Source organism: Methylobrevis pamukkalensis, assembly GCF_001720135.1.
GTDB lineage: Bacteria > Pseudomonadota > Alphaproteobacteria > Rhizobiales > Pleomorphomonadaceae > Methylobrevis > Methylobrevis pamukkalensis.
In genome coordinates, this window is record NZ_MCRJ01000048.1 from 19,460 (window position 1) to 30,220 (window position 10,761).

Genomic DNA, 10,761 nt, shown 5'->3' on the forward strand with positions numbered 1-10,761 from the left:
CCTCGGAGGGATATCCCGTCGAGAGCGGCGCGGCGGCGGCCATGAAAAAGGCCGGCGCACCTTGCGGTGGCCGGCCTGTTCGATCGTCTCAAGGTCGCGAGGATCAGCCGCGCAGGGCCGCACCCGTCGCCTTGGTCACCGCCGCGATCACGTCCTTGCCGATCTTCTCGATCTCCTCGTCGGTGAAGGTCTTGCCCTGGGGCAGCAGCGTCACCTCGATCGCGACCGATTTCCGGCCCTCGCCCACATGCTCGCCGCGGAAGATGTCGAACACGCCGACGTCGCCGATCACCTGCTTGGCCGCGCCCTGGGCCGCGCGGATGATCTTCGCCGCTTCCACGGTCTCGTCGACCACGAAGGCAAAGTCGCGCTTCACCGGCATCAGGTCGGAGGCCGCAAGCGGCGGCTTCGCCCTGGTGGGCTTCGCCTTCGGCAGCGGGATGGCGTCGAGGATCACCTCGAAGGCGGCGATCGGGCCGGCGACATCCATCTTCTCCAGCACGGCGGGGTGGATCTCGCCGAAATGGCCGAGGATCACCTTCGGCCCGAGCTGGATCGTGCCCGAGCGACCCGGATGCAGCCAGGACGGACCACCGGCGACGACCTGAACCTTCGAGGCATCCATCCCCGCCGATTCCAGCACCGCCAGCGCGTCGGCCTTGGCGTCGTAGACGCCGGCGGCAGCCGCATTGCCCGACCAGTGCCGGCCGTCGCCGGCAAGCCCCGCCGTGCCCTTGCGGATGCCCGAGGCGGCGATGAACTGGTCTTCGGGGCGGTCGCCGCGGAACACCTGGCCGACCTCGAACAGCGCCACGTCGGCAAAGCCGCGGTCGGCGTTGCGGCCGGCGGCGGCCACGAGGCCGGGCACGAGGCTCGGCCGCATGTCGCTCATCTCGGTGGAGATCGGGTTGGCAAGGGCAAGCTCCGGCGCGCCGCCGCCGAACAGCTCGGCCTGCGCCTTCGACAGGAACGACCAGGTCACGGCCTCGACCATGCCGCGCGCGGCAAGCCCGCGCTTGGCGCGCCGGGTGCGGATCTGGATCGGGGTCAGCACCTTGAGGCCCACGGTCTCGCCGCGGGGCAGCGGGGTCGCCTTCACCCGGTCGATGCCGGCGATGCGCACCACCTCTTCCACGAGGTCGGCCTTGCCATGGACGTCGGGACGCCAGGTCGGCACCGCCACCTTCACGGTGTCGCCCATGCCGGAGATCCAGAAGCCGAGCATCTTCAGGATCACCGTGATCTCGGCCAGCGGCACGTCGAGGCCGGACAGGCGCCGGATCTCCGACAGCGGCAGGTCGATCGTCCGGTCGACGATCGGCTGGGCGCCGGCCACCGTCGCCCGCGAGGGCGTGCCGCCGCAGATCTCGGTGACATAGCGGGTGGCGAGCTCCAGCCCGTCGACGACGAAGGCCGGGTCGACGCCGCGCTCGAAGCGGTAGCGGGCGTCCGAGTTGATGCCGGTGCGCCGGCCGGTGCGGGCGGTGCGGTTGGGCTCGAAGAAGGCGCTTTCGATCAGCACGTCGACGGTGGCTTCGGTCACGCCCGAAGCCTCGCCGCCCATGATGCCGCCAAGGCCGAGCACACCGGCCTCGTCGGCGATCACCGTCATCTCCTCGTCGACCTGGTAGGTCTTGCCGTCGAGCGCGGCGAAGCTCTCGCCTGTCCGGCCCATGCGGGCATGCACCGTGCCGGTGAGCTTTGCGACGTCATAGACGTGCAGCGGCCGGCCGTGGTCGAAGGAGATGTAGTTGGTGATGTCGACCAGCGCGGAGATCGGCCGCAGGCCGACGGCGCGCAGGCGCTTCTGCATCCACTCGGGGGAGGGGCCGTTGGTCACGCCCTTCACCACCCGGCCGGCAAACACCGGACAGGCGTCCTGCCGCTCGGCGGGCAGGCGCAGTTCGACCCGCACCGGGCTCTCGAAGTCGCTGTGGAAGGGACGGATGGTCTCTTCCTTCAGCCGGCCGAGGCCGCGGGCGGCAAGATCGCGGGCAATGCCGCGCACGCCGAGACAGTCCGGCCGGTTCGGGGTGATGGCGATCTCGATCACCGGATCGGACAGTCCGACCCAGTCGGCATAGCGCGTGCCCACCGGCGCGTCGGCCGGCAGGTCGAGAATGCCGTCGTGATCCTCGGAAATCTTCAACTCGCGGCCCGAGCACATCATGCCGCGGCTCTCGACGCCGCGGATCGTGCCGACCGAGAGCGTGGTGTCGATGCCGGGCACGTAGGTGCCGGGCGCCGCGAACACGCCGATCAGCCCCGCGCGGGCATTGGGCGCGCCGCAGACCACCTGCACCGGCTCGCCGGCCCCGGTCGCGACCCGCAGCACCTGCAGCTTGTCGGCATTCGGATGCTTCTCGGCCGAGAGCACCTTCGCGATCGTGAAGGCGCCGAGCGCCTTGCCCGGATCCTCGATGCCCTCCACCTCGAGCCCGACCATGGTCAGGGCATTGACCACGTCGTCGAGCGTGGCGTCGGTGTCGAGGTGGTCTTTCAGCCAGGAGAGGGTGAACTTCATGGGTCTCGATCCGCTGTCAGGTCGGCCGTGTGCAGGTCACATGCGGCCATGTCAATCCGTGTGGCTTCCCCCTCTCCCTGTCCCTCCCCCTCCAGGGGGGAGGGGACGAAGGACGGAAGGCCCGTCGCCATCACGGCGTTGCGCCGAGGCGAGGGGGTTGTCAGGAGAACGAGCGCCGCGTCTGTCGTCCCCTCCCCCCTGGAGGGGGAGGGACAGGGAGAGGGGGATCACGGCCCCTCCTCACCCTCCTGAAGTGCTGCGTAGATACGCTCCAGCACGACTTCGAACGTCGTCATCACCTCGAAATTCCAGATACGCAGAACACGATAACCGGCTGCTTCCAGCCATCGTGTCCTGATCTCGTCGCGCTCCGCCTGTTCCGGCCACCCGTGCTGTTCGCCATCGATCTCGATCACCAGCTTTCGCTTCTGGCAGACGAAATCCACGATGTAGGAACCGATCGGAACCTGCCGGCGAATGCCGAATCCGGAGAAACGCTTGCCTCGCACCGCATGCCATACCCGCCGCTCCGGGTCCGTCATCTCCTTGCGGAGAGTTCGGGCAAGCTGCCGGCGGTCAGGTGGCAGCGGGCGGGCGTTCATGGTCCTACCCGCTCAGCCCCCCGAACAGCGTCGGCAGGTCGAGCGGGCGGAAGCCGTAGTGTTTCAGCCAGCGCACATCGGCGTCGAAGAAGGCCCGCAGGTCCGGCATGCCGTATTTCAGCATGGCGATGCGGTCGATGCCCATGCCCCAGGCAAAGCCCTGGTATTCGTCGGGATCGATGCCGCCCGCCCGCAGCACGTTGGGATGGATCATGCCGCAGCCGAGGATCTCGAGCCAGTCGTCGCCCTCGCCGATCCGCACTTCCGAGCCGGTGCGGGTGCACTGGACGTCCACCTCCATCGACGGCTCGGTGAAGGGGAAGAACGAGGGGCGGAAGCGCATCTTGACGTTCTCGACCTCGAAGAAGGCCTTGCAGAACTCTTCCAGGATCCAGCGCAGATGGCCGAAGTGGCTGTGCCGGTCGACGACCAGCCCCTCCACCTGGTGGAACATCGGCGTGTGGGTCGCATCCGAATCGCAGCGGTAGGTGCGGCCCGGGCAGATCACCCGAATCGGCGGCTGCGACGACAGCATGGTCCGGATCTGCACCGGCGAGGTGTGGGTGCGCAGCAGCAGGCGCTCGCCGTCCTCCTTCGGGTTGAAGAAGAAGGTGTCGTGCATCTCCCGGGCGGGATGGTCGTCCGGGAAGTTCAGCGCCGTGAAGTTGAAGAAGTCGGTCTCGATGTCCGGGCCTTCGGCAACCGAGAAGCCCATGTCGGCGAAGATCGCGGTGATCTCGTCGATCACCTGGGTGATCGGATGGATCCGGCCCGTGTCGGCCGCACCCGGCCGCACCGGCAGGGTCACGTCGAGGCTTTCGCGCGCCAGCCGCGCCTCCAGCGCCACCGCCTTCAGCGCCTCGCGCCGGGCCATGATCGCGTCGCCGACGAGGGTCTTGAGGCCGTTGATCGCCGGACCCGCGGTCCTGCGCTCCTCGGGGCTCATCGCGCCGAGGCCCTTCAGAAGCTCCGAGACCGAGCCCTTCTTGCCGAGCGCGGCGACCCGCACCGTCTCGAGGCCCGCCTCGTCTTCCGCGCCGGCAACGGCGCCGAGAATGTCGCTTTCGAGTTGCTTGATGTCGGTCATCGTGCCGTGTCTCGTTCCTGCCGTGTCTCGTCGCGGATCATCGCCGCGCGACTTCTATCCCCATTGGCGGGGAAATTCCACCGGCGGGATCGCGCCTTGGCGGCGGAATCGGTGCTCTGAACGCAGACAGGCGGCGCACCGATCGGCGCGCCGCCTGTCATGAGGATGCGGCCGATCGGGGATCGGCCCGTCGCGTCCGGCCGTGTCAGGCCAGCGCGCTCTGGGCCTTCTCGACGAGGGCCTTGAACGCCGCCGGCTCATGGATGGCGAGATCGGATAGAACCTTGCGGTCCACTTCGACGCCGGCCTTGTTGAGGCCGTCGATGAAGCGGGCGTAGGTCATGCTCTCCGACACTTCGCGGACGCCGGCGTGATGCGCTGGATCCACAGGGCGCGGAAGGTGCGCTTCTTGGCGCGACGGTCGCGCGTCGCATACTGCATCGAGCGATCGACAGCCGCCTTGGCGGTGCGGATCGTGTTCTTGCGACGGCCGTAGAAGCCCTTTGCGGCCTTCAGGACCTTCTTGTGCTTGGCATGGGCGGTAACGCCCCGTTTCACGCGTGCCATGTTGGCAGTACTCCGGTCAGATCAGGAAAATCGGCAAGAAGCTTCTCAGGCGTAGGGCAGGAAGTTCTTCTTGATGATGATGGCATCCTGATCCGAGAGGGTCGTGGTGCCGCGGGCGTTGCGCACGAACTTGGCGCTGCGCTTGATCATGCCGTGACGCTTGCCGGCCTGGGCCGACAGCACCTTGCCGGTGCCGGTCACCTTGAAGCGCTTCTTGGCGCCGGATTTGGTCTTCAACTTGGGCATTTCGCTCGTCTTTCGGTCAAGCGGGCGGACAGGTCCGCGAGGAATCTGCCGCCGGTTCGTGTCATCGGTCCGAAACGGAACGATCGGCGGATGGCTCCGCCGTGTCGTCCCGCGTCTACGGTCCGGGTGAGCATTCGAGGTCGCCACGGCATGCCCGTGAGCGCGCGCAGAAACGGCGCCCGAGCCGGGCGACCCGAAGTGGCGGCCTTATAGGCGGAAAAGCGGGAGATTGCAAGCCGGCGGCGTCCGGCCGGTTGGCAAGCCGGACCCCGCTCAGGCGGCGGGAAGAAGCGTCAGCGTCGCGTCGTCGGGCTCGCCGCCGAAGAACACGTCCAGCGCCCGCGACGACAGCGAGTCGGGACCGGCCGCGCGCGCAAACAGCGTCATCGACGAATGGAACTTCACGGCATCGACGGGCCCGAGAATGCGGTTGAGCGGCCGGTCGGCGGCGGCGATCACCAGCGAGGTGCACTCGTCGAGCCGTGCGCCGAGCACCGGATCGGCGAGATAGGCCCGCGCCTCGTCGATCGAGCCGATCGCATAGCGCCGCGACATCTCGCTGAAGCCGAGGCCGTCGATCTGCGGAAACACGAACCACATCCAGTGGCTTGCCTTGCGTCCGTCGGAGAGTTCCGCGCGGACGCGGCCGTAGACCGGATCCTGGGCCTCGATGAAACGGGCGAGATCGAAGGGGTCCGGGTGACGGCTGCGTTCGAGGGCGGTCATGGTTATCTCCAGCGTCGGTGCGCGAGGGAGGAACGCGCCCCGCGCACCCTTGTTCGCCGGTCACATCGGCAGGCGTTCCTCGAGGAAGGTCTCGAAGGCCGACCACGACTTCTTGTCCGCCACCTCGCGGTAGCGGTCGCTGCCGAACACGGTGAAGGCATGGGGCGCGCCGGAGTAGACCTCGATCTCGTAGGGAACGCCGGCGGCTTCCAGCTCGGTCGAGAGGGTGGCAACCTCGGTCATGGGCACGGAGGTGTCGGCACCCCCATGGGCGATCAGCAGTGCCGGGGTCTCCTTCGAGAAGGACTGGCCCTCGGGCGTGGCAAGGCCGCCATGGAAGCTGGCGTAGCCGACGACGTCGCTGGCTTCACCGGAGCGGGCAAGCTCCAGCGACGCGGCGCCGCCGAAACAGTAGCCCATGACGACCGTCTTGGAGGCGGCGCCCTTCTCGCGCATCTCGGCGATGCCCGCGAGCAGGCGCTCGCGCATCAGCGCGCGGTCGGCGTAGAGCTTGCCGGTCTCGGTGCGGCGGCCGTCGACCGTGTCCGGGCGCACGCCCTTGCCGAAGAGGTCGACCGCGAAGGCGTCGTAGCCGAGGCCGGCGAGCATGTCGGCCCGCTTCGTCTCGTAGCTGTCGAGCCCGTCCCAGTCGTGGATCACCAGCACCGCGCCCTTGGAGGTGCCGTTGGCGGCGGGGGCGAAGTAGCCCTCCATCTCCATGTCGCCGGCGGTGTAGGTGACGGTCTCGCCGGCCTGGGCGGCAAGCGTGGTGCAGGCGACGACGGCCGCTGCGGCGGCGGCGGAAACGAGACGCATGAAATCCCCTCCTCTGGATCAATCGGTGGGGAGGAGATGGCGCCGGGTTGCAATCCGGCAAGTCCGGGGCGGAGGGGGCGGCCGAAGCGGCCGCTGCGGCGCGCTCACGAATGCGTGAACAGGCGCGCGATCGGGCGTGGCAGGGGGCAAGACGGCAACGCCCGCACGGACCTGCGGCCGTCAGCGGGGGTCACGAATGCGAAGCGGCGGGGAAATCCCGCCGCTGTCGTCAGTCCCGTGGTCGTCGTCCCGGATGTGGCCGTGGGTCAGCCGCGCGGCGAAAGCAGCATCACCATCTGCCGGCCTTCGAGGCGGGGTTCGGCTTCGACCTTGGCGATCTCGCCGGTCTCTTCCTTCACCTTCATCAGCAGCTTGTAGCCGAGATCCTGGTGCGCCATCTCGCGGCCGCGGAAGCGAAGCGTGACCTTCACCTTGTCGCCTTCCTCGAAGAAGCGCTCCATGGCCTTCATCTTCACCTCGTAGTCGTGGGTGTCGATGTTCGGCCGCATCTTGATCTCTTTGATCTCGACGATCTTCTGCTTCTTGCGGGCCTCGGCGGCCTTCTTCTGCGACGCGAACTTGTAGCGTCCGTAGTCGAGGATCTTGCAGACGGGCGGCTGGGAATTCGGGGAGATCTCCACGAGATCCAGGCCGGCCTCGGCCGCCTGGGCCAGCGCGTCCTGAATGGCGATCACACCGACGTTCTCGCCGTCCTCGCCGATCAGCTGGACTTCCGGAACGCGAATTTCGCGGTTGATGCGCGGCCCTTCCTTGGTGGTGGGCGGAGCTCTGAACGGGCGACGAATGTTGTCTTCTCCTCTTGAGGGGACATCCGCGCCGTCCGCATCGCGGCGGGCGCTGTGCCCTGCCGGTCGGCCCGGGCACGATGTCCATGATCATTCTGGACGAACGTTCCGCGAAACCGTCGGTTCCGCGGCACAATCTCTCCCGATGGCGCCGCGTCCGGGCGGAGCTGTCGGTTGCAGGCGAAAGGGCGCCGCCTTCCGGCGGCCGGTCCCTTCGAAGCATGTCCGTTCGGGGGGCACGACCTGCAGCCGGAGATCCGGCCTGCCAGTCCCGTCTCCGGCGCGAAGGCCGCACAGCGACCGAACCGGTGAAAAACGAAGAAGACCTCACACGCCCGTAAGCGAGGAGGCGAAGCCTTGACCCGTGCCCTGACCCGTGGACAACGCCCTGCAGTTCACGAGGCTGAAAATGGGGCAGAACAGGGCCGAAAGTCAAGGGTTGCGCGGCCGGGCGCGGGTCGATCATGTTGCGCGACGCAACAATCGCGGGCAAGGGGTGCCTGCAGGACAGGGTCCCGGCGGCGGCGGCCGGCGGTGCGAGGGAGGGATGATGAGCGTCACGGCGGATGTGGAACACCGGCTGACGGCCGGCAAGGGGCTTGATGCCTGCGCGATCGCGGCGATCGAGACGCCAGGTTTCGGGCCGACGCTGGTCTGGCTCGGCGGCTTCCGCTCGGACATGACCGGCTCCAAGGCCGAGGCCCTCGCCGCCCATGGCCGCGCCACCGGCCGCCGCGTCGTCCGCTTCGACTATTCCGGCCACGGCGCTTCCGGCGGCGCCTTCGAGGACGGCACGATCGGCCGTTGGGCCGCCGAGGCGCGGGCCGTGGTCGAGGCGCTCGTGCCGGGGCCGATGGTGCTGGTCGGCTCGTCCATGGGCGGCTGGATCTCGCTGCTGCTGGCCCGCGACCTGACCCGGGCGGGCGAGGGCGCCCGTCTTGCCGGCCTCGTCCTCATCGCCCCGGCGCCCGATTTCACGGAGGACCTGATGTGGGCCTCCTTCACGCCTGAGATGCGCGAGACGCTCATGCGCGACGGGCTGCTGCGGCGCCCGAGCGACTACGGCGAGGACACCGTGATCACGAGGGCGCTGATCGAGGACGGCCGCGCCCAGCGGCTCCTTGGCGCGCCGATCGACATCACCTGTCCGGTGCACATCCTGCAGGGTGTCGAGGATCCGGACGTGCCCTGGCGCCATGCGCTGCGGCTGGTCGAATCGATCCCCCACGGCGACGTGGTGCTGACGCTGGTGAAGGACGGCGACCACCGGCTGTCGCGCCCCGAGGACATCGCCCGCATCCTGGCGGCGGTGGACGGCATGGTCGAAGGGACTGCCGCATAAGGCGTCTCGACGCTTTCGTGCCGCCTGCGCGCCTGCTATCAGGAACAGGGACATCACCTGCGATCCTGCGTCGCAACAGGGACCGGAGAGGCAAGATGGCGGACATGAAGCTGGTCGTGGTCGGCGCCGCGGGCCGCATGGGGCGGTCGCTGATCGGCGCCGTGACGGCCGCCGCCGGCTGCACGATCTCGGCCGCCGTCGAGCGCCCCGGCTCGCCGGCCGTCGGCACGGACGCCGGCCTGCTCGCCGGCATCGGCGAACTCGGCGTCACGGTCACCGACGATGCGCTGCAGGCCTTCGTCGACGCCGACGGCGTGCTCGACTTCACGACGCCCGCCTCCACCGTGCAGTTTGCCGAATACGCGGCCCAGGCGCGGATCGTCCACGTGATCGGCACCACCGGCTGCACGGCCGAGGACGAGGCGAAGATCGACGCCGCCGCCCGCCATGCGGTGGTGGTGAAGTCGGGCAACATGAGCCTCGGCGTGAACCTTCTCGCCGGTCTTGCCCGCAAGGCCGCCGCCGCCCTCGACGAGGACTTCGACATCGAGGTGCTGGAAATGCACCACCGCCACAAGGTCGACGCGCCGTCCGGCACGGCCCTCCTGCTCGGCGAGGCGCTCGCCGCCGGGCGCGGCGTCGATCTGGCCGCCGCGTCGGTGCGGGTGCGCGACGGCCACACCGGCCCGCGCCTGCCGGGCAGCATCGGCTTTGCCACCCTGCGCGGCGGCTCGGTCGTCGGCGAGCACACGGTAATTTTCGCCGGCGAAGGCGAGCGCATCGCCCTGTCGCATTCGGCCGAGGACCGCTCGATCTTCGCCCGCGGCGGCGTCAAGGCCGCCCTCTGGGCCCGGGGCCGCAAGCCCGGCCGCTACACCATGGCCGACGTGCTCGGCCTGTCCGACTGATCCCCTCTGCGCTGGAGCCCCGCCCCATGAACCGCATGCTCGTTCTCGTCCGCCACGGCCAGTCGGAATGGAACCTCAAGAACCTGTTCACCGGCTGGAAGGACCCGGACCTGACGGAGAAGGGCGTCGAGGAGGCGAAGGCGGCGGGCGCGAAGCTGCATGACATGCGCATCCGCTTCGACGTCGCATACACCTCCGAACTCGTCCGCGCCCAGCACACCTGCCGGCTGATTCTGGAGGGCATCGGCCAGGCCGATCTGGAGACGATCCGCGACAAGGCGCTGAACGAGCGCGACTACGGCGACCTCACCGGCCTCAACAAGGACGACGCCCGCGAGAAGTTCGGCGAGGAGCAGGTCCACATCTGGCGCCGCTCCTTCGACGTCCCCCCGCCCGGCGGCGAAAGCCTCAAGACCACCGCCGACCGGGTGCTGCCCTATTTCGAGGCCGAGATCCTGCCGCGGGTGCTGAAGGGCGAGAACGTGCTGGTTGCCGCCCATGGCAACTCGCTGCGTGCGCTGATCATGGAACTGGAAGGCCTGAGCGGCGAGGAAATCCTGGCCCGCGAGCTCGAGACCGGCATCCCGATCGTCTACCGCCTCGACGAGGAAGGCGCGATCGTCGACAAGGACGTGCTGATGGACTGAGGATCGCCCCGGAAGGATCGCCTGAAACGACGAGGGGCGCGGCCGGCGGCCACGCCCCTCGATGCATTGAAACTGGTCCGGCGAGGCTCTCAGTATTTCGCGATCACCCAGATCGCATGGACGATGCCCGGAATGTAGCCGAACAGGGTCAGCAGCAGGTTGATCCAGAAATGCTTGCCAAGGCCCACCTGCAGGAACACGCCGAGCGGCGGCAGCAGGACGGCGATGATGATGCGAACGAGATCCATGAAGCTCCGCGAGGGTCGATTGATCGGTGGTCGTGGCCGATCAACGGACGAAGCGGGGATGGGTTCCCGTGAGGGTGACAATTGGGGACGGGGAGATGATGCGCGGCGGGTGAGACTTCCGGCGCCGAAGACGCGGATGCGCCTCCCCCCCTCTCCCTGTCCCTCCCCCTCCAGGGGGGAGGGGACGCTGGGCGAAAGGATCTTAGTCCCGCCGACGTCACGCCCTGACGAGAGTCCGCTTG

11 protein-coding genes and 1 pseudogene are annotated in these 10,761 nt (G+C 68.6%); 3 read left to right on the forward strand and 9 right to left on the reverse strand.

All coding sequences use genetic code 11. The features are described 5' to 3' along the window. Positions 1-103: 103 nt before the first annotated feature. From pheT to infC, 8 genes and pseudogenes are all read right to left on the reverse strand, one after another. On the reverse strand, positions 104-2,524 hold the full coding sequence (gene pheT, locus A6302_RS09720) for a phenylalanine--tRNA ligase subunit beta (RefSeq protein ID WP_069306876.1): 2,421 nt from the start codon (positions 2,522-2,524) through the stop codon (positions 104-106). A 227-nt stretch (positions 2,525-2,751) separates the two neighbouring features. Further along, positions 2,752-3,126 (reverse strand): endonuclease domain-containing protein, encoded by a 375-nt coding sequence (locus tag A6302_RS09725; protein WP_069306877.1) that lies wholly within the window; start codon positions 3,124-3,126, stop codon positions 2,752-2,754. Positions 3,127-3,130: 4 nt separating this feature from the next. Further along, entirely contained in the window at positions 3,131-4,213 is a 1,083-nt protein-coding gene (pheS, locus tag A6302_RS09730) for a phenylalanine--tRNA ligase subunit alpha (RefSeq protein ID WP_069306878.1), read from the reverse strand. Positions 4,214-4,418: 205 nt separating this feature from the next. Next, positions 4,419-4,780 (reverse strand): annotated as a pseudogene (gene rplT, locus A6302_RS09735) (50S ribosomal protein L20). A 45-nt stretch (positions 4,781-4,825) separates the two neighbouring features. Beyond that, the gene (rpmI, locus tag A6302_RS09740; RefSeq protein WP_069306879.1) at positions 4,826-5,026 is read right to left on the reverse strand and encodes a 50S ribosomal protein L35; all 201 of its coding nucleotides are present in this window, start codon (positions 5,024-5,026) and stop codon (positions 4,826-4,828) included. A gap of 273 nt (positions 5,027-5,299) precedes the next feature. Continuing rightward, a complete protein-coding gene (locus A6302_RS09745) occupies positions 5,300-5,752 on the reverse strand; it encodes a DUF1810 domain-containing protein (protein WP_069306880.1) in 453 nt (150 codons plus the stop codon). A gap of 60 nt (positions 5,753-5,812) precedes the next feature. Then, complete coding sequence (locus A6302_RS09750; protein ID WP_069306881.1) at positions 5,813-6,568, reverse strand: dienelactone hydrolase family protein; 756 nt, start codon at positions 6,566-6,568, stop codon at positions 5,813-5,815. A gap of 266 nt (positions 6,569-6,834) precedes the next feature. After that, positions 6,835-7,374, reverse strand: coding sequence for a translation initiation factor IF-3 (infC, locus tag A6302_RS09755; RefSeq protein WP_083255657.1), 540 nt, complete (start codon positions 7,372-7,374; stop codon positions 6,835-6,837). 550 nt (positions 7,375-7,924) lie between these two features. Here infC and A6302_RS09760 point away from each other — a divergent pair. The 3 genes from A6302_RS09760 (at position 7,925) to A6302_RS09770 (ending at position 10,271) form a co-directional block, all read left to right on the forward strand. Then, the gene (locus A6302_RS09760; RefSeq protein ID WP_069306887.1) at positions 7,925-8,716 is read left to right on the forward strand and encodes an alpha/beta hydrolase; all 792 of its coding nucleotides are present in this window, start codon (positions 7,925-7,927) and stop codon (positions 8,714-8,716) included. A 104-nt stretch (positions 8,717-8,820) separates the two neighbouring features. After that, entirely contained in the window at positions 8,821-9,624 is an 804-nt protein-coding gene (dapB, locus tag A6302_RS09765) for a 4-hydroxy-tetrahydrodipicolinate reductase (protein WP_069306888.1), read from the forward strand. 26 nt (positions 9,625-9,650) lie between these two features. Continuing rightward, entirely contained in the window at positions 9,651-10,271 is a 621-nt protein-coding gene (locus A6302_RS09770; RefSeq protein WP_069306883.1) for a 2,3-bisphosphoglycerate-dependent phosphoglycerate mutase, read from the forward strand. Positions 10,272-10,360: 89 nt separating this feature from the next. Here A6302_RS09770 and A6302_RS09775 read toward each other — a convergent pair whose 3' ends face one another. Beyond that, positions 10,361-10,519 carry a YqaE/Pmp3 family membrane protein gene (locus tag A6302_RS09775; protein WP_069306884.1) on the reverse strand — a complete coding sequence of 53 codons (159 nt, stop codon included), beginning with the start codon at positions 10,517-10,519 and terminating at the stop codon, positions 10,361-10,363. Between the last annotated feature and the right edge of the window lie 242 nt (positions 10,520-10,761).

Bases quoted from the DNA above. Each gene is read 5' to 3' on its own strand.
- pheT (WP_069306876.1), bottom strand. From the start codon at position 2,524: ATGAAGTTCACCCTCTCCTGGCTGAAAGACCACCTCGACACCGACGCC.
- A6302_RS09725 (WP_069306877.1), bottom strand. From the start codon at position 3,126: ATGAACGCCCGCCCGCTGCCACCTGACCGCCGGCAGCTTGCCCGAACT.
- pheS (WP_069306878.1), bottom strand. From the start codon at position 4,213: ATGACCGACATCAAGCAACTCGAAAGCGACATTCTCGGCGCCGTTGCC.
- rpmI (WP_069306879.1), bottom strand. From the start codon at position 5,026: ATGCCCAAGTTGAAGACCAAATCCGGCGCCAAGAAGCGCTTCAAGGTG.
- A6302_RS09745 (WP_069306880.1), bottom strand. From the start codon at position 5,752: ATGACCGCCCTCGAACGCAGCCGTCACCCGGACCCCTTCGATCTCGCC.
- A6302_RS09750 (WP_069306881.1), bottom strand. From the start codon at position 6,568: ATGCGTCTCGTTTCCGCCGCCGCCGCAGCGGCCGTCGTCGCCTGCACC.
- A6302_RS09760 (WP_069306887.1), top strand. From the start codon at position 7,925: ATGAGCGTCACGGCGGATGTGGAACACCGGCTGACGGCCGGCAAGGGG.
- dapB (WP_069306888.1), top strand. From the start codon at position 8,821: ATGAAGCTGGTCGTGGTCGGCGCCGCGGGCCGCATGGGGCGGTCGCTG.
- A6302_RS09770 (WP_069306883.1), top strand. From the start codon at position 9,651: ATGAACCGCATGCTCGTTCTCGTCCGCCACGGCCAGTCGGAATGGAAC.
- A6302_RS09775 (WP_069306884.1), bottom strand. From the start codon at position 10,519: ATGGATCTCGTTCGCATCATCATCGCCGTCCTGCTGCCGCCGCTCGGC.